Here is an 18,987-nt window from a genome sequence, read left to right as displayed (position 1 = left end):
TCTACCTGGGTTTGCGCGCAGTCACGTGGATATAGCGCCCTAAGCTCAAAAAGGGCTCCTGACGACAGTAGCGCCGTTCCATCTCAATAATTTCCTCAACGCTCTTCCCGGCGCCGGGCTGCGGCTTCATGTAGTCACTGAACACGCGGATACCGGCACGCTGCTCGGTGATAAATCCGCACTGCGTCAGCCAGCGCTGTACATCGTCAGGATCGCGGGGGAAATCCGGCGACAGCGTGCGTTTTTTGCGCTTGTTCATGTTGGCGCGCAGATAGCCGAAATTGCCGAGCGTCAGGGTGCGGAACGTCAGGCCGTGCGCGTTATAAAACATCAGCGACAGCACACCACCGGGTTTCAGCGTATGCCACAGCGCCTGCAGCACCGCCAGCGGATCCGCCACCCACTCAAGCACAGCGTGAAACAATACCAGATCCACCGGCTTATCCAAATGTTCGCCAACCTGCTGCGCGCTAATTTGTTTGAATTGCATGTTGTGGCTCACACCTGCGCTGTGCGCATGGGCGGCGGCCAGCTTAAGCATCTCGCCCGACAGGTCGCACAGCAGTACCTGATGTCCCTGCGCAGCAAGACCGCTGGAGATCTGACCGACGCCACCACCGGCATCCAGCACCCTCAGCGGGCCGGCGGGCAGCGTCGGCAGAATGGCGTTCAACTCATCCCAGATGATCGCCTGACGCACCTGGCCTTTACGGGTGCCATAAATATTTTGCGAGAATTTATCCGCCAGATCGTCAAAGTTACGATCCTGCATGGTGATGGCTCCGCTTTGATGCATTCAACTTGTGCTATTTTGTCACAGGCTCGACAAGAATGAACCTTTCATGCCGCAGTAACTGTCTGGCTGCTGTTTTTTCGGACAAAAGGAGACGTTTTCGATGTTTTTTGCCTTAAAAAAATGGATTGGCGCGATGCTACTGCCTTTGCCATTGCTGTTAACGCTTATGGCGGCAGGACTTTTACTGCTCTGGTTCAGCCGCTGGCAAAAAAGCGGCAAAATCCTTATCTCATTGAGCTGGCTGATGCTGTTACTGCTGAGTCTGCAACCGGTGGCCGATCGGCTGCTGGCCCCGCTGGAAAACCAGTATGCCACGTGGAATGGCAGCGAGCCGGTGGACTATATCGTGGTGCTGGGCGGGGGTTACACCTATAACCGGCAGTGGGCACCAAGCTCCAACCTGCTGAACAACAGCCTGCCGCGCGTGACCGAAGGCGTTCGCCAGTGGCGACGCTATCCTCAGGCCAAAATGATCTTCACCGGTGCCGCTGCGGGCTACAATCCGCGCAGTAACGCCAGCGTTGCCGCCGACGTGGCGCGCAGCCTTGGCGTGCCCGACGATGCCATCATCGTGCTGGATCAGCCGCATGACACCGGCGAAGAAGCGCTGGCGGTGAAGCAGACCATCGGGCAGCATCCGTTTCTGCTGGTGACGTCTGCCAACCATCTGCCACGCGCCATGCACTTTTTCCAGAGCGCCGGCCTGAATCCGCTACCGGCACCGGCTAACCAGCTGGCGATCACCTCACCGATCAGCGTCTGGGATCGCACGCTGCCCTCGCCGCTGTGGCTCAGCCATAGCCAGCGCGCGGTGTACGAAACGCTGGGGCTGATCTGGCAGCGGCTGCGCGGCAGTGGCGAACCTTCAGCCGAGCCAGGGGAGTAGCTGAGCGCGGGCATGGTCAAAGCGCGGCCGGTCAAACTGGCCGCTGCTGACCAGCGTGTCAACGCAATCCCACAGCTGATAGAGCCAGCGGCGCCAGACGAAACCGTCATCCACCGGCGCACGCTGTAAATAGTGCTGCAGCAGCGATGCTTCAGCACCGTTTTCCGCCAGGCGCATCAGCTCATACTCACGCGGTGCCCACAAAATGGTGCCCGGCTGGGTCATCGCCACCAGCTGATCGCTGTGCGGGTCTTTCAGCATACTGGCGAGACGCAGATTGCCGTGCATTAGCACGCACGGGTCGTCAAAGCCGGCAAACAACTGCGCCAGCTGTTCGCGGCTGCGAAACAGAATCTGACGATCGGCGTGGGTAAATCCGGGGGGCGACAGATAGCCCAGCGTGGACCACAGCACTTCCACCCGCTGGCGATACCATGCCGGCCAGCGATTTTCCTGCACGCTGTCAACGCTGCCGACCAGGCCATGGCTGTCAATGCGATGCCACGCCAGCAGCCCTTCGACAATCTGTTCACACAGCTGCTCCCAGCGCGCTGCCGTGCGCGCCGGCGCTTCGGCCGATACGCCATTTAAGCGCGCCAGCAGCAGCATTTCATGCGCCGGTGGTTGCTGACTCAAAACCAGGCCGTACACCGTGGGCAGCGTAATCAGCCCTTCATGCGCCAGCATGGTGAGTTTTTTCGCTTCGAGCGCGGCGCGTCCCTGATGACGAAAATATTTGGCCACCAGCGGCATCGGCTTGCCGTGGTCATCATAGAGGGCGTAAAGACGCGATTGTGCCTGTTCGCTGATGGTTTCCAGCCGGCTGACGCCTTCGCCCAGCACCAGCGCCAGTTCTGCACGGAGTTGTTCCATGGAAGAGTCCTCCGGAGTTAACTCATTGCACCATCCTGGAGGTCATGACGGCGCGAAACTTAGCGCCAGATCAAACTTTGCGGCCAGCCGGGTCGCTGGCCGCTGACGATTATGCCTGCATCGCTTCACGCACGCGCAGCAGATCGTCCGGCGTATCCACACCGACGCTCGGCACGGTGGCCGCTACCGCCACGTGAATCTTTTCGCCGTACCACAGCACGCGCAGCTGCTCCAGCAACTCGATCTGCTCCAGCGCACAGGGTTGCCATGCCACATAGCGACGGATGAAACCGGCGCGATAGGCGTAGATACCGATGTGGCGCAGCAGCGTATCGCCAATCTGCTCACGCGACTGCGCGTAACGTTCGCGATCCCACGGAATGGTCGCACGTGAAAAATAGAGCGCATAACCGCTGGCATCGGTGACCACTTTTACCGCGTTGGGATTGAACGCCTCTTCTGCCTCGTGAATCGGTACCGCCAGCGTGGCCATGCCGGCATCCGCCTGGGCCAGATTGTCCGCGACCTGACGCACAATCTCGGCCGGAATCATCGGCTCGTCGCCCTGCACGTTCACGATGATGGTATCGTCAGCAAACTGATACTTTTCAATCACCTCGGCCAGACGCTCGGTACCAGATTGGTGGTCGGCACGCGTAATGCAGACTTCCCCGCCGGCAGCGGTCACCGCCGCCGCCACGTCAGGATGATCGGTGGCCACAATCACCCGCTCAGCACCGGACTCGCGTGCACGCTCCATCACGTGCACCACCATCGGTTTACCGTGAATATCCAGCAGCGGTTTGCCCGGCAGGCGCGTGGAGGCGTAGCGTGCCGGAATAATCGCCACGAAACTCATGGATGAATCTCTTCAACGGACAGGGTGCGCGCTTCTACTTCCAGCAATACCGGAATACCGTCACGCACCGGGAACGCCAGGCCGTCGGGTTTGCAGATCAACTCCTGCTGCTCTTTGTTGTAATACAGTTTTCCGTTGCAGACCGGACAGGCCACAATCTCAAGTAAACGGTGATCCATACTTTTCTCCTTTCAGGACCGATACGTCAGAGGATTAGCATACCATAGCGCAATCAGGGACGGCGCGCCGCCATCGGCTTATATGCTGACGTGCCAGTGCGTGGACCAGGCGGCCCGCAGCGCATCAGGCGCGTTTTCCAGCACCACTTCGCTGGCGCCCTGCCAGGCGGCGAAGCGGTTAATGGCTTTATGCACATCGGCGAGAAACTGCTGGCTCACGCGCACGCCGGGCTCCAGCCAGAAGGCCCGCAGAATCAGGCGCTGCGCCTGGCGATCCATTTTGGCATCGACGCGCCCTTTCAGTGCGCCGCGGTGCAGCAGCGGCAGGACAAAATAGCCGTATTTGCGTTTGTGCTCTGGCGTGTAGCACTCGATGCGGTAGTCAAAATTAAACAACTCAAGCGCGCGGCGGCGATCCCATACCACTGGATCAAACGGTGACAGCAGCGCGCTGTGTGTGGCGCCCTGCGGCTGTGCCAGCTGCGGCAGCAGCGTATGGTGCAGCCACATCTCGCCCAGTTGCTCAACCTCAACGCGCTGAATCACTCCCTGCTCAGCGGCCTGCGCCAGCCAGAGTGCAATGGGCGCGCGTTTCAGCCGGTAGTAATCGGCCAGCCTGCTGGCGCGGAAAATGCCGAGGCTGCGCGCGCTGTGATCCAGCATCTGCATCACCGCCTCGTTCTCGCTCAGCGCATGCTGCTCGTCGCGCCAGTGCGGCATCACCCGGCTACGCAGATCGTAGACACGCTGGAAGTTACGGCGCCCGACAACCATCAGTTCACCGGCGCTAAACAGGTTCTCCAGATGTCGCTTGTGCGGCTTCCACGCCCACCAGCCGGGTTTAGTGTGCTTGTCACTGGCAAAATCAGCGGCGCGAACCGGACCGGTGGCGGCGATATGTTGCAGCAGATCGGCGATTTCCTGCTGATGCTGATCCACCCATTGCTGATTGTATTTCCAGCCCAGGCGCTGCGGAGCCAGCATGCGGTGACGCAGCAGCGGATAATCTTCAAAAGGGATAAAACAGGCTTCATGCGCCCAGTATTCAAACAGCGCGCCCGCCGCCAGCGTTTGCTCAAGCCACTCAGCAGGAAAAGCGCCCAGCCGGCTGAACAGCACCAGATACGGACTGCGCGCGACTACATTAATGGTATCGATTTGCAGCAGCGACATCTGCCGCACACAGGCGTGAATATCGGCAAAACGCGCCTGACGGCGCGGCGGGCGTAGCAGGCCCTGGGCAGAGAGGTGCAGATTGCGGGCGGTTTGCAGAGAGAGGGAATGCGTGCTGGTCATTGCGTCGTCCCTTTGAATGGTTAGCGCGACCGGGCGTCGCGCGCAGCCGTACAGAGTTGAGTCAGATCGGCCAGCAATGCGGCCAGCGGCGCGCCCGCCAGATGCGCATCCACCGGCAGATACCACCAGTTAGCGCGGGCAAAATGGCGGCATTTGACCGCATCTTTTTCCGTCATCAGCAGGCACTGTGCATCCTGAGTCAGGCTGCGTAACTCTTCTTCGCTGTAAGCGTGGTGGTCGGCAAAGGCTATCTCTGCCACCGGCTGCACGCCCTGCTGCTGCAGCGTAGTGAAGAAACGCGGCGGATGACCGATGCCGGCCATCGCGACAATTGGCGGCAGCTGCGTCAGCGCAGCCTGTTCGCCGGTCAGCAGATTGACCGCCAGACCCGGCTGCAGCGTCATGGCGATCTCGCCAGCCTGCGCGCTGCCCCCGTTGACTACCACGGCATCAACCTGCTCCAGCCGCGATTCGCGTTCACGCATCGGTCCGGCCGGTAACCACCAGCCGTTGCCAAAGCGACGCACGCCATCCACCACCACGATTTCGCGATCGCGCTCTAACGCATAGTGCTGCAGGCCATCATCCGTCACAATCACATCCAGCGGATGCGCCGCCAGCAGGGCCTCGATTGCCAGCCGGCGCTGCGGTGCCACTGCGACCGGCACCTGGGTGCGCTGGGCGATCAGCACCGGTTCATCACCAGCCTGTTCCGTCGCGCTATCCTGATTGACCAGCAGCGGATAGCATTCCGCTTTACCGCCGTAACCGCGCGACACCACACCCGGACGCAGCCCCTGCTGTTGCAGCGCCTGCACCAGCCAAATCACCAGCGGTGTTTTACCGTTGCCGCCTGCGGTCAGGTTGCCAACGACAATGACCGGACAGGGCGCGCGCCAGCGGGTACGCCAGCCGCGCTGATAGCTCAGGCGAATCAGCCAGGTGATAGCGCCATACAGCAGACTCAGCGGCCACAACAGCAGCCACAGCGGCGAGCGTCCGCTCCAGATACGTTCAATCATTGACCGAACTGCAGTTTGTGCAGCTGCGCGTAAGCGCCTTTCTGCGCCAGCAGCACCTCATGGGTGCCGCGCTCTACGATACGCCCATCCTCGACCACCACGATTTCGTCGGCCTTTTCAATGGTGGAAAGACGGTGCGCAATCACCAGCGACGTGCGGTTCTTCTGCAGCTCGTCCAGCGCCGACTGGATGGCGCGTTCGGATTCGGTATCCAGCGCCGAAGTGGCTTCATCGAGAATCAAAATCGGGCAGTCACGCAGCAGCGCACGGGCAATGGCGATACGCTGACGCTGGCCGCCAGACAGCAGCACGCCGTTTTCACCAATGACCGTATCGAGACCGTTATCCATCTTGTTGATGAAGTCCATGGCGTGCGCCATGGTCGCCGCCTGCTCGATTTGCTCGCGGGTGTATTCACCGTTGCGTGCATAAGCGATGTTATTGGCGATGGTGTCATTGAACAGATGGACATTCTGCGAGACCAGCGCCACCTGATTACGCAGCGAGCGCAGGGTGTATTCCCGCAGGTCGTGGCCATCCAGCAGAATCTCGCCCTCGTTGATATCGTAAAAACGCGTCAGCAGGCTGGCCATGGTGGATTTACCCGAGCCGGAGCGGCCCACCAGCGCCACGGTTTTACCCGCGGGCAGCGTGAGATTAATATCACGCAGCGCCGGAATGTCGCGGCCCGGATAGGTAAAGGTCACGTTGCGGAATTCAACGTCCCCTTTTGCACGCGTGATTTCGCGCTTGCCGTTGTCGATCTCCTGCTCGCTGTCCAGAATAGTGAACAGCGTCTGACAGGCCGCCATGCCGCGCTGGAACTGGGCGTTGACGTTGGTCAGCGATTTCAGCGGGCGCATCAGGGCGATCATCGACGAGAACACCACGGTAATGGTCCCGGCAGTCAGGGTATCCATCACGCTCGGGAAGCTGGCCGCATACAGCACAAAAGCCAGCGCCAGCGACGCGATCAGCTGGATCACCGGATCGGAAATCGAAGAGGCCGAAACCAGTTTCATCCCCTGCTGGCGCATTTTGTTGCTCACCTGCGAGAAACGCTCGGCTTCCACTTCCTGTCCGCCAAAAATCAGTACTTCTTTATGCCCTTTCAGCATCTGCTCAGCACTGGTGGTCACCTGCCCCATGGTGTTCTGCATATTCTTACTGATGCTGCGGAAACGCTTGGATACGGTGCGGATGGCAAAAGAGACCAGCGGCGCCAGCAGGATCAGAATCAGTGACAGCTGCCAGCTGTAGTAGAACATCATGATGAACAGGCCAATGATCGATGCGCCTTCGCGTACCACCGTCACCAGCGCGCTGGAGGAGGAAGAGGCCACCTGTTCAGAATCGTAGGTGATCCGCGACAGCAGCGTACCGGTAGACTGCTGGTCAAAGAATGCAACCGGCATGCCCATCATGTGCCCGAACAGGCGACGGCGCATATTCATCACCACATTGCCGGAGACCCATGAGATGCAGTAACTGGAGATATAACTGGTTACGCCGCGGATCAGCATCAGGCCGATGACTGCCAGCGGCATCCACAGCAGAACGGATTTGTCGGCTTTGCCGAAACCATCATCCAGTAAAGGTTTCAACAGGGAGAGCATTAGGGTGTCGCCTGCCGCATTGAGTATCAGCGCCACGGCGGACACAATCAGGCCAGCCTTGTGCGGTGCAATCATCGGCCAGAGTCGGCGAAATGTCTGCCACGTTGAGAGGTCTTTGTCTTGATGCATTATTTATTCACGCTGTTTGAAATAGCCGCTCATTCTACCTGGAATCGTGTTTGACGCCAAACCACTGATGATACCAGCGGGGGATTATTTGCTCTCTTAACCCCTTAATCTGCCAGCGACCCTGCCGTATCGCGATGTGAATCTGGCCTGATTGCGCAGTGTCATACCAGCGATAGCCCTGCTCACGGTAACGCTGGACCACGGCGACGGCGGGCATACGCCAGGCGTTATAGCGCGCCAGCGAAGCCAGCGCCGCCTGCCCGGCAACACTCCGTAACAGTAAAGGGCCGGAGGAGCTCCGACTGCCATGATGGGGCACCTGGATAACAGTGGACTGCAAGCCGCCCTTTTCCAGGGCGACCAGCTTGCGCTCCGCCTCCAGCTCGATGTCCCCGGTCAGTAACAGGCTGAACTGACCATCATCCACACGCACCACGCAGGAGTCGTTATTTTGCCCGGCAGTCTGCGCGCGCGGCGGCCATAGCGCGTGAAAGTGCAAACGCCCCCACTGCCACTGCTGGCCGCGATAGCACGGCAGATGCTCGGGCTCGCCGAGCGCGCTGCGTACCCGCAGACCAGGCTGCGCCTGTTGCAGCGCGGCTAATCCACCACGGTGATCGAGATGCTTGTGGCTCAGGATCACCCCTTGCAGTTGGCGCCCGGTGTAGTGCAGCCAGGGTAACAAAACTCGCCCGCCTGCATTGTCCTCTGCCCAGCCGGGTCCGCTGTCATACAGCATCACCTGATTTCCCTGACTGATCGCCACCGCCAGACCATGTCCGACATCGATCATGTCAATCTGCCAGTCATCCTGCTGGGCATTGCTGCGCCAGAACCACAGCGATAGCAACAGCGCGCAGCAGGGCATCAGCGCCTTCGCGAGCAAGCCGCTGCGCCACAGCGCCAGCCCGGCCCAGAGCAGCAGCACCGCCGGCAGCGTATCGCTCCAGCGCCACCAGCCGGCGGGCAGCCACGCCAGCCCCTGCATCACCAGGCTGACCGACAGATCGGCCAGCTGCCATAGCGGAACGGTGATTGCAGGCAGCGGCAACAGCATCGCCAGCAGAATCAAAGGCACGGTAATCAGCGACACTACCGGCACCGCCAGCAGGTTGGCCACTAGCGCGCTCAGGCTGAGCCCGTGGAACAGAAAGATCTGCAGCGGCGCCATCAGAATCATCATGCCCAATTGCAGGTGCAGCAGTCGCAGCATTAGCCAGCGACGCGGCTGACGGAAACGTGGCGGCAGAGGAAACCACTGAAACCACAGTATCAGCATCGCCACGGCCAGCGCCGACAGCCAGAAGCTCTCTGACAGCACCGTCAGCGGATCAAGCCATAACAAACTCCCCACGCAGAGCGCCCACACCTGCCAGTTGCTCAGCTGCCAGCCAGCTATACGCGTCGCCAGCCACAGTGTTAACGCCAGCATCGCGCGCTGTGCCGGCGGATGACTGCCGGAGATCCAGCAATAGGCTGCCGCTGTTAACCCGCTGATCAGCAGCGGCATCAGATAGCCGATTTGCCTGGCAGGTAACACTAACTGAATGACGCGCGCCAGTAGCCAGCCTACGCTGGCCGCCAGCGCGATATGCATGCCGGAGATGGCCATCAGGTGTGCGGTACCGGTTTCGCGCAGCAAGGCTCGCTGGGCCGGGGTCATCGCATCACGCACGCCAAAGGCCAGTGCCTGTATTATTGCGGGCTGCGTTAACCCGGTGAAACGCGCCAGGTGATGATCGATAAAACGCGTCCGCCAGCTGCAGCGCAGAGACTCAGCCTGCTGGCTGACAATACGCCCCTGCAGCGCGCTGTGGTTAGCAATGGCAAAACGTTGCAGATCAAATTCGCCCTCGTTGAGCCGGGCGTGCACCGCGCGTAGCCGCAGCTGCATCTGCCAGCGCTGTCCGGCACACCAGGCGACCTCATCGCTGACATTACGCAGCGTGACAAACAACGGTGGAAAGACGTAGCGGTCACCTGTCCGGATTATCTGCGCCGTGAGCTGGTTCTTCGCGGGATTCACTGCAGTTATCTGAAGCGTGGCCGCCACCGGTGCCATGGTCAGTTGCTCGAGGGTATCGACCGTCTGACGCGCCTCGATCAGTGCCCAGCTCAACAGCAGCAAGCCCAGTCCGGCGTAGCGCAAAAGCATTACTGATGTATACTCCAGCAACAGTGCGCTTATTAACAGCAGCACAATGGTGCTGTAAGCAGGGATGTGCGGCAGCATACCCAGCGGCAGCGCCGCGAGGAGCATCATTCTGGCTACCACTATTATTGTCACGCGCACGCCCTCTTCTGTCATTGCCGCGGATTGTGCGCGCTGGCAGAGGCAAAAGCATGTGGCTAAATGTCGATTTCAGAGAGGGATTACGCGCAGTTTATGGTGGTTGCAGGAAATGAACAGCAACATGGAAGCAGGATCGCAAACCTGAATGCGAGGCAAAAAAAAACGACACCTGCAGGTGTCGTTTTTATCGTTCGGTAACGGCTTAGCCGTAGATATTTGCACGGTCACGCAATTCTTTGCCTGGCTTGAAGTGGGGAACGTATTTACCTTCCAGTTCCACTTTGTCACCCGTTTTCGGGTTACGACCAGTGCGCGGTGCGCGGTAGTGCAAAGAAAAGCTGCCGAATCCCCGGATTTCAATGCGCTCGCCCTGGGCCAGCGTAGTGGCCATGTGCTCGAGCATCTCTTTGACCGCATCCTCAACGACTTTCGCCGGGATATGAGTATGCTGGCCAGCAAGTCTTTCAATCAGTTCTGACTTGGTCATGTAACCTCCGGTTAATCCCTGTTTGGAAAGGTATGACAGCTTTTACCGAAACCGGACGATTTTCACCGTCCGGTGCTTCGGGTCGATTACTCGCCTTTAGCCGCTTTGAACGCTTCAGCCATTGCGTTAGAGAAGTTGCCATCTTCCTGTTTGGTGTTAACAGTGTTGATAGCTTCTTTCTCGTCAGCCTGGTCTTTAGCACGAACAGACAGGCTCACAACGCGGTTCTTACGGTCAACGCCGGTGAATTTCGCTTCAACGTCGTCACCTACGCTCAGAACCTGAGTGGCGTCTTCGATGCGGTCCAGAGAAGCTTCAGAAGCGCGCAGGTAACCTTCTACGCCGTCAGCTAATTCTACTGTAGCACCTTTAGCGTCAACTGCAGTGACTTTACCCGTCACGATTGCGCCTTTCTTGTTCAGGGTGATGTAGTTGTTGAATGGATCTTCAGCCAGCTGCTTCACGCCCAGAGAAATACGCTCACGCTCTGCGTCAACCTGCAGTACAACGGCAGCGATTTCGTCGCCTTTCTTGTACTCACGAACGGCTTCTTCGCCAGTCGCGTTCCAGGAGATGTCAGACAGGTGAACCAGACCGTCGATGCCACCGTCCAGGCCGATGAAGATACCGAAGTCAGTGATTGACTTGATTTTACCTTCAACGCGATCGCCTTTGTTGTGGGTCTCTGCGAACTGCTGCCATGGGTTAGATTTGCACTGCTTCAGACCCAGGGAGATACGACGACGCTCTTCGTCGATGTCCAGAACCATAACTTCAACCACATCACCTACGTTGACAACTTTAGATGGGTGGATGTTTTTGTTGGTCCAGTCCATTTCAGACACGTGTACCAGGCCTTCAACGCCTTCTTCGATTTCAACGAAGCAGCCGTAGTCAGTCAGGTTGGTCACGCGACCGGTCAGTTTGGTACCTTCCGGATAACGCTTAGCGATAGCAACCCATGGATCTTCGCCCAGCTGTTTCAGGCCCAGAGATACACGAGTACGCTCGCGGTCGAACTTCAGCACTTTAACAGTGATTTCGTCGCCCACGTTGACGATTTCGCTTGGATGCTTAACGCGCTTCCACGCCATATCGGTGATGTGCAGCAGACCGTCAACGCCACCCAGGTCAACGAATGCGCCGTAGTCAGTGAGGTTCTTAACGATACCTTTGACTTCCATGCCTTCCTGCAGGTTTTCCAGCAGCTGATCGCGCTCAGCGCTGTTTTCAGATTCGATAACCGCGCGGCGAGAAACCACAACGTTGTTACGCTTCTGATCAAGCTTGATTACTTTGAATTCAAGCTCTTTGCCTTCCAGGTGCAGAGTGTCGCGGACCGGACGAACGTCAACCAGTGAACCTGGCAGGAACGCACGAATACCGTTCAGCTCAACTGTGAAGCCACCTTTAACTTTGCCGTTGATAACACCGGTAACAGTTTCAGCGTCTTCGTAAGCTTTTTCCAGCGTGATCCAAGCTTCGTGACGTTTAGCTTTCTCACGGGACAGCAGGGTTTCACCGAAGCCGTCTTCTACTGCATCCAGAGCAACGTCAACTTCGTCGCCCACCTGGATTTCCAGTTCGCCGGCTGCGTTCTTGAACTGTTCTGCAGGGATAGCAGATTCAGATTTCAGACCCGCATCAACCAGCACGACGTCTTTGTCGATAGCAACAACGACGCCACGAACGATGGAACCCGGACGGGTTTCGATTTCTTTCAGGGACTCTTCAAAGAGTTGAGCAAAAGATTCAGTCATATTGATAATCTTAGGATTCTTCAATTTAACGTCCACCTGACGTCATTGTCGGATGGGGTTGTTTCACATGCCCTGCACCGCTTCCCTGGCACAGGGTTACTACAATTCGGTCGCCGAAAAGATTAAATGCCCAGCTTCTGGCGGGCATAATCTAGTGCCTTTTCAATCACTTGTTCAATGGTCATGCTGGTTGAATCCAGCACCAGAGCATCAGCGGCTGGCACTAAAGGCGCGATGGCGCGATTACGATCGCGGTCGTCGCGTTCCTTTATCTCGGATAAAAGGCGATCAAAGTTAACACTAAAGCCCTTTTCCTGCAACTGTAGCATACGGCGATGCGCACGCTCTTCGGAGCTGGCATCGAGGAAAATTTTAACGGGCGCGTCCGGGAAAACCACGGTGCCCATATCACGTCCATCGGCGATTAAACCCGGCTCCTCGCGGAAAGCACGCTGTCGGCGCAGCAAGGCTTCACGCACGCGCGGAAATGCCGCCACGCGCGACGCCGTATTGCTCACTTCCTGGGTGCGGATTTCGCCGGTGACATCCTCACCTTCCAGCACTACCTGCATTTCACCGTCTACCGACAGAAAACGCACGTCAAGGTGCGCCGCCATGGGCACCAGCGCTTCTTCCGACTCGATATCCACCTGATGATGCAGCGCGGCCAGAGCCAGTACGCGATAAATAGCCCCTGAATCCAGCAGGTGCCACTGCAACGACTCCGCCATCGCTTTACATAAAGTCCCTTTACCCGCGCCGCTTGGGCCATCAATGGTAATTACCGGGGCGATTGCCGTCATTGTTCTCTCCTGTTGCTGCGTGCTGATGATCAGCCTTCTTGGCTGTCTGGATTGCGCGGCATTATACGCTGCCCGCGTCCGCTTGGTTACCCTTTAGCGTAGACAGCGCCAGAAATTTCGACAGTTTCAGAACAATTTCCCGCCAGTGAGGCCAGCAGAGGGTTCAGAAGCCCGGCACAGCGGTGCCGGGCGGGTGGATTAGGATGTGTGGCTGATTTTTGCCAGCTGCTGGAAGTAATCCGGGAAGGTTTTTGCCGTGCAGCCGGGATCGAGAATGGTTACCGGCGTGTCAGACAGCGCAACCAGCGAGAAACACATCGCCATACGATGATCGTTGTACGTGCCGATATCGGCGTGCTGTAGCTGCGCAGGCGGTGTGACCCGAATAAAATCGTGCCCCTCTTCCACTTCCGCCCCGACTTTACGCAACTCGGTCGCCATGGCCGCCAGGCGATCGGTCTCCTTTACGCGCCAGTTATAGATGTTGCGCATCAGCGTGGTGCCTTCGGCAAACAGCGCGGTGGTAGCGATTGTCATTGCCGCATCCGGAATATGGTTCATGTCCATATCAATGGCGTTCAGCGCACCGCGCGTGCAGGCAATATAATCGTCGCCCCACTCAATCACCGCTCCCATCTTCTCCAGCACGTCGGCAAAACGGATGTCGCCCTGCACACTGTTGCGGCCAATCCCGGTAACCCGCACCGTGCCGCCGCGAATTGCCGCAGCGGCAAGGAAATAGGACGCTGACGACGCATCGCCTTCCACCAGATAATCACCCGGCGACTGATACTGCTGCTGACCTTTCACCACAAAGCGCTGGTAGTGCTGATTATCAACGTCCACGCCAAAGCAACGCATCAGGTGCAGGGTGATATCAATGTAGGGTTTGGAAACCAGCTCGCCTTTGATGGTGATCGTGGTGTCGTTCTGTGCCAGCGGCGCGGTCATCAGCAGCGCCGTCAGGAACTGGCTGGAAACGCTGCCATCGACACTGACTTCGCCGCCGGTAAATCCGCCGTTCAGACGCAGCGGCGGATAGTCGGTTTGTTCGAGGTAATCAATGCGCGCGCCGCCCTGCCGTAACGCATCGACCAGATGGCCGATCGGACGCTCTTTCATGCGCGGTTCGCCGGTCAGCACCACCGACTGCTCGCCGAGGCACAGTGCTGCCGCCAGCGGACGCATCGCGGTTCCGGCATTGCCCAGGAACAATTCCAGCGGCTGTTCGGCACGCAGCGGTCCACCATTGCCGACCACTTCACACACGGTGCGATCGGCTGACAGGGTATAGCTGACGCCCAGCGCCTGCAGCGCATTAAGCATGTGTTTAACATCATCGCTGTCGAGCAGGTTGGTCAGGCGCGTGGTGCCGTTCGCCAGCGCGGCCAGTAACAGGGCGCGGTTTGATACGCTTTTTGAGCCCGGTAAGTTTACCGTGCCGTCAACGCGGGCAATCGGCTGTAAAGTCAGGGAGTCCTGCATGTGAAACCAAATCTCCAGAAATACGAGACCCTGTCCAGTGACAGGGTCTGATGCCAGCCGGGCAGGCTGGCACTAAAGTAGATAATTAACCGTGACGACGTTCGAAGTCGACCATGAATTCGGTCAGCGCTTTAACGCCTTCCAGCGGCATCGCATTGTAGATCGAGGCACGCATACCGCCAACCACACGGTGCCCCTTCAGCGCATGCAGGCCCGCCTTCAGTGATTCTTCAAGGAACACCTTATCCAGCGCAGCATCGGCCAGCTGGAAAGGCACGTTCATCCGGGAACGGTTTTCACTGGCGACGTCGTTACGGTAGAAGCTGCTGCTATCAATCACGCCGTACAGCAGATCGGCTTTCGCCTGATTAACCTTGTCCATCTCTGCTACACCGCCCTTCTCTTTCAGCCATTTGAACACCAGGCCGGAGAGATACCAGGCAAACGTCGGCGGCGTGTTAAACATCGAATCGTTTTCGGCCAGCACTTTGTAGTCGAGAATGGAGGGCACCCAACGCTGCGCTTTGCCCAGCAGGTCATCACGCACTACCACCAGCGTCAGGCCAGCGGGACCGATGTTCTTCTGCGCGCCGGCATAAATCACGCCGTAGCGGCTGATGTCGAGCGGGCGGGACAGGATGGTCGAAGAGAGATCGGCCACCACTACTTTATCACCGAAGTCTGGCTCTTCATCGATGGCAATACCGTCGATGGTTTCATTTGGGCAGAAGTGCACATAAGCAGCATCATCGCTGAGCTGCCATTCACTCATCGGTAACAGTGCGCGTTTACCCTCACGGGTGGTTTTGATGTCAATGGCGTTCGGCGAGCAGAATTTTTCTGCTTCTTTAATAGCGCTGTGCGCCCAGTAGCCGCCGTCGATGTAATCCGCGCGGCTGGCATCGCCCAGCAGATTACCGGGGATTGCCGCGAACTGCGCACGCGCGCCGCCATGGCAGAATAATACTTTGTAGTTGGCCGGGATTTTCAGCAGATCGCGAAAATCCTGCTCCGCCGCTTCCGCGACTTCAATAAACTCTTTGCTGCGGTGACTGATTTCCATCACCGAGGTGCCTAAGCCATGCCAGTTTGTCAGTTCTTGTTCTGCACGACGAAGCACTTCCACCGGCAGCATTGCCGGTCCGGAGCTAAAATTATAAACCTGCGCCATTTCCCCTCACCATTGTCATATCGAACGGTTATGAATACCCCATCGGTTTTATCATTGCCTCCGGATGGCTGCAATCATTTATCCGGCAGCGATCACATTTCCAGAGCCCGCTCCACCGCAGCTTATGTCATAAATGTAATAAGCCACGGAATTTTGTGAGGCAGTCCGGTGAAGTAAAATCAGACAGCTGCCAGAGCGCGAAAAAGCCGTAACAATGCGTTGAGAAATTTGGCGGAGCAATAGCGAAGCAGGCGCAAAACCCGTATTATTGCGCGCTTTACGCCCAACCATCGACTTGAGAGAGCGCCACCATGACGCAAACGTTTATTCCAGGTAAAGACGCCGCACTGGAAGACTCCATCGCACGCTTCCAGCAGAAACTGCAGGATCTGGGTTTCAACATTGAAGAAGCTTCCTGGCTGAACCCGGTGCCGCACGTCTGGTCAGTGCACATTCGCGACCGCGACTGCCCGCTCTGTTTTACTAACGGTAAAGGCGCCAGTAAAAAAGCGGCGCTGGCCTCAGCGCTAGGCGAATATTTTGAGCGCCTCTCAACCAACTACTTCTTTGCCGATTTCTGGCTGGGCGAAACCATCGCTAACGGCGACTTCGTGCACTACCCGAACGAGAAATGGTTCCCGCTGACCGACGACGACAGCCTGCCGGAAGGCATTCTGGATGCGCGCCTGCGTAAGTTTTACGATCCGGAACAGAGCCTGAGCGCGTCCGATCTGGTGGATCTGCAGTCTGGTAATGCCGATCGCGGTATTTGCGGCCTGCCATTTACCCGCCAGTCCGATCAGCAAACCGTGTACATTCCGATGAACATCATCGGCAACCTGTATGTGTCTAACGGCATGTCCGCTGGCAACACCGCCAATGAAGCGCGCGTACAGGGCTTATCCGAAGTGTTTGAGCGCCATATTAAAAATCGCATTATCGCGGAATCAATCAGCCTGCCGGAAATTCCTGAAGCGGTGATGCAGCGCTATCCTGGCGTGGTGGAGGCTATCAATCGTCTAGAAGCGGAAGGTTTCCCGATTTTCTCCTATGACGCTTCGCTGGGCGGCAACTATCCGGTGATCTGTGTGGTGCTGTTCAACCCGGCTAACGGCACCTGTTTTGCCTCTTTTGGCGCCCATCCGGACTTTGGTGTCGCGCTGGAACGTACCGTCACCGAACTGCTGCAGGGCCGCGGCCTGAAAGATCTCGAAGTGTTTACCCCGCCCACCTTCGATGATGAAGAAGTGGCTGAACACGCTAACCTTGAAACCCACTTCATTGATTCCAGCGGTCTGATCTCCTGGGATATGTTCAAAGACGATGCCGACTATCCCTTTGTCGACTGGAGCTTTGCCGGCACCACCCATGAAGAGTTCGATACGCTGATGGCGATCTTCCGTGCGGAAGATAAAGAAGTGTATATCGCCGACTACGAACACCTCGGCGTTTACGCCTGCCGCATTATCGTACCAGGCATGTCTGATATTTACCCTGCCGAAGACCTGCTGCTGGCTAATAACAACATGGGTGCATCACTGCGTGAAACGCTGTTGTCCCTGCCGGCAACCCAGTGGCAACCCGAGGAGTATCTGGCGCTGATCGAACAGCTGGATGAAGAAGGTCATGATGACTTCACCCGCGTGCGTGAACTGCTGGGGCTGGCGACCGGCAAAGACAACGGCTGGTTCACGCTGCGTATTGGCGAGCTGAAAGCGATGCTGGCGCTGGCCGGTGGCGATCTGGATCAGGCGCTGATCTGGACGGAATGGACCATGGAGTTCAACCAGTCGATCTTCAGCCCTGAGCGTGCCAATTACTACCGCTGCCTGCAGACTCTGCTGCTACTGGCGATGGAAGAAGATCGCGATCCGCTGCAGTATCATCGCGCCTTTGTGCGCATGTATGGCGAAGCCGCCGTCGACGCCGCTTCGGCTGCCATCAGCGGTGAGGCACCGTTCTACGGTCTGCAGGTGGTTGACCGCGATCTGCACGCATTCCCGGCGCATCAGGCACTGCTGGCCGCGTATGAAAAATTACAGGCGGCAAAACGTCGTTACTGGTCTGCGAAATAAATCGGCTCATTTTTTCTGCGACCAATTAGCCTGAAAATTAACGGGCACTGGCAGTATCCAGTGCCCTTTTTTATGCCGCTGAAAATTCATCGGGCGCAGAAAATAATAAATAACAATTCACTATCATTGATAAACAGCATTTAACAAAATAGCCCTTAAGCCAGCCGCGACTTCAACTTATTTTGCATAAATTAAAAATTATTTATTTAATAATATTCAAGGCTTTAATTGATTTTTTGCTCGTTTTGCGGCTTTGCTTAACCCTGCCGTTTCGGCAAATATGATCCACATCAACTCCTGACCTATACTCCTTTGTTAGTATCTTTACAGACAATTTCTGGAGAGCGTTAGTGTGAAAGCTGACAACCCTTTTAATTCATTATTACCGGCGGCGATGGCAAAAGTCGCAGAAGATGCCGGTGTCTATAAAGCGACTAAACATCCCTTAACCACCTTCTTTCTGGCTATCACCGCTGGCGTCTTTATTTCCATTGCCTTTGTGTTTTATATCACCGCCACCACCGGCAGCGGCACTATGCCGTACGGCATGGCCAAATTGATCGGCGGCATCTGCTTCTCACTGGGTTTAATGCTGGTTGTCGTCTGCGGCGCTGATTTGTTTACTTCAACGGTGCTGATTGTGGTGGCTAAAGCCAGCGGACGCATTACCTGGCTGCAACTGGGTCGTCACTGGCTCAATGTCTATGTTGGCAACCTGTGCGGCGCGCTGTTTTTTGTGGCGCTGATTTGGCTGGCTGGTGAGCATATGGTCGCAAATGGTGCCTGGGGATTAAATGTCTTACAGACCGCCGACCACAAAATGCATCATACGTTTATCGAAGCGGTAAGCCTCGGTACACTGGCTAACCTGATGGTGTGTCTGGCGGTGTGGATGAGCTACTCCGGCCGTAGCCTGCTCGACAAAATGGTGGCAATGATTTTACCGGTTGCGATGTTCGTAGCCAGCGGCTTTGAGCACAGCATCGCCAATATGTTCCTGATCCCGATGGCCATCATGATTCGCGATTTTGCCAGCCCGGAATTCTGGCAGATGACCGGTGCCAGCGCGGCGCAATTTCCTGCACTGGGCATTGGCGATTTTATTGTTAATAACCTGATTCCCGTAACCATCGGCAACATCATTGGCGGCGGTCTGTTAGTCGGGTTGACCTATTGGGTTATCTATCTGCGCGACGGTGAGTCCGCGCACTGAGTCATTAAGTACGGGCGTGCTGAGCAGCGCGCCATACGTTACAG

16 protein-coding genes are annotated in these 18,987 nt (G+C 57.3%); 3 read left to right on the top strand and 13 right to left on the bottom strand.

Annotated features, from left to right (window positions below; genetic code table 11):
• Position 1 precedes the first annotated feature (1 nt).
• On the bottom strand, positions 2–772 hold the full coding sequence (cmoM, locus tag ERD80_RS07455; protein WP_021508337.1) for a tRNA uridine 5-oxyacetic acid(34) methyltransferase CmoM: 771 nt from the start codon (positions 770–772) through the stop codon (positions 2–4).
• A 124-nt stretch (positions 773–896) separates the two neighbouring features.
• Between cmoM and elyC the strand changes: the two genes are divergently transcribed.
• Positions 897–1,682, top strand: coding sequence for an envelope biogenesis factor ElyC (gene elyC / locus ERD80_RS07450; protein WP_021508338.1), 786 nt, complete (start codon positions 897–899; stop codon positions 1,680–1,682).
• On the opposite strand, the gene ERD80_RS07445 is transcribed toward elyC, so the two are convergent.
• The 12 genes from ERD80_RS07445 to serC all read right to left on the bottom strand — a co-directional run bounded on the left by ERD80_RS07445 (position 1,662) and on the right by serC (position 15,655).
• Positions 1,662–2,555: a YcbJ family phosphotransferase gene (locus tag ERD80_RS07445; protein ID WP_021508339.1), complete on the bottom strand. Its 894-nt coding sequence runs from the start codon at positions 2,553–2,555 to the stop codon at positions 1,662–1,664. The genes elyC and ERD80_RS07445 overlap by 21 nt on opposite strands.
• A gap of 109 nt (positions 2,556–2,664) precedes the next feature.
• Complete coding sequence (gene kdsB, locus ERD80_RS07440) at positions 2,665–3,414, bottom strand: 3-deoxy-manno-octulosonate cytidylyltransferase (RefSeq protein ID WP_021508340.1); 750 nt, start codon at positions 3,412–3,414, stop codon at positions 2,665–2,667.
• Complete coding sequence (locus ERD80_RS07435) at positions 3,411–3,593, bottom strand: Trm112 family protein (protein ID WP_010618270.1); 183 nt, start codon at positions 3,591–3,593, stop codon at positions 3,411–3,413. Before ERD80_RS07435 ends, kdsB begins: the two co-directional genes overlap by 4 nt.
• 78 nt (positions 3,594–3,671) lie before the next feature.
• Positions 3,672–4,889, bottom strand: coding sequence for a winged helix-turn-helix domain-containing protein (locus tag ERD80_RS07430; protein ID WP_136546395.1), 1,218 nt, complete (start codon positions 4,887–4,889; stop codon positions 3,672–3,674).
• A 20-nt stretch (positions 4,890–4,909) separates the two neighbouring features.
• On the bottom strand, positions 4,910–5,911 hold the full coding sequence (lpxK, locus tag ERD80_RS07425) for a tetraacyldisaccharide 4'-kinase (RefSeq protein WP_058780809.1): 1,002 nt from the start codon (positions 5,909–5,911) through the stop codon (positions 4,910–4,912).
• Entirely contained in the window at positions 5,908–7,656 is a 1,749-nt protein-coding gene (msbA, locus tag ERD80_RS07420; RefSeq protein WP_021508343.1) for a lipid A ABC transporter ATP-binding protein/permease MsbA, read from the bottom strand. Before msbA ends, lpxK begins: the two co-directional genes overlap by 4 nt.
• A gap of 34 nt (positions 7,657–7,690) precedes the next feature.
• The gene (locus ERD80_RS07415) at positions 7,691–9,919 is read right to left on the bottom strand and encodes a DNA internalization-related competence protein ComEC/Rec2 (protein WP_248295840.1); all 2,229 of its coding nucleotides are present in this window, start codon (positions 9,917–9,919) and stop codon (positions 7,691–7,693) included.
• Between the two features lie 232 nt (positions 9,920–10,151).
• Positions 10,152–10,436 (bottom strand): integration host factor subunit beta, encoded by a 285-nt coding sequence (gene ihfB, locus ERD80_RS07410; protein ID WP_010618275.1) that lies wholly within the window; start codon positions 10,434–10,436, stop codon positions 10,152–10,154.
• Between the two features lie 86 nt (positions 10,437–10,522).
• Entirely contained in the window at positions 10,523–12,196 is a 1,674-nt protein-coding gene (gene rpsA / locus ERD80_RS07405) for a 30S ribosomal protein S1 (protein WP_021508345.1), read from the bottom strand.
• Positions 12,197–12,318: 122 nt separating this feature from the next.
• Positions 12,319–12,999: a (d)CMP kinase gene (cmk, locus tag ERD80_RS07400; protein ID WP_021508346.1), complete on the bottom strand. Its 681-nt coding sequence runs from the start codon at positions 12,997–12,999 to the stop codon at positions 12,319–12,321.
• Positions 13,000–13,197: 198 nt separating this feature from the next.
• Positions 13,198–14,484 (bottom strand): 3-phosphoshikimate 1-carboxyvinyltransferase, encoded by a 1,287-nt coding sequence (aroA, locus tag ERD80_RS07395; RefSeq protein WP_136546391.1) that lies wholly within the window; start codon positions 14,482–14,484, stop codon positions 13,198–13,200.
• 85 nt (positions 14,485–14,569) lie between these two features.
• Complete coding sequence (gene serC, locus ERD80_RS07390) at positions 14,570–15,655, bottom strand: 3-phosphoserine/phosphohydroxythreonine transaminase (RefSeq protein ID WP_136546390.1); 1,086 nt, start codon at positions 15,653–15,655, stop codon at positions 14,570–14,572.
• Between the two features lie 311 nt (positions 15,656–15,966).
• Between serC and ycaO the strand changes: the two genes are divergently transcribed.
• Both ycaO and focA read left to right on the top strand, forming a co-directional pair.
• Positions 15,967–17,730: a 30S ribosomal protein S12 methylthiotransferase accessory factor YcaO gene (gene ycaO / locus ERD80_RS07385; protein ID WP_136546388.1), complete on the top strand. Its 1,764-nt coding sequence runs from the start codon at positions 15,967–15,969 to the stop codon at positions 17,728–17,730.
• 352 nt (positions 17,731–18,082) lie between these two features.
• Entirely contained in the window at positions 18,083–18,943 is an 861-nt protein-coding gene (gene focA, locus ERD80_RS07380; protein ID WP_021508350.1) for a formate transporter FocA, read from the top strand.
• Positions 18,944–18,987: the final 44 nt, after the last annotated feature.

Origin of the sequence: Pantoea sp. R102 (assembly GCF_004916815.1) — a bacterium.
Classification (GTDB): Bacteria; Pseudomonadota; Gammaproteobacteria; order Enterobacterales; family Enterobacteriaceae; genus Pantoea; species Pantoea dispersa.
Note: the sequence above shows the minus strand (reverse complement) of the source record. Positions and strands in the feature narration are given on the sequence as shown.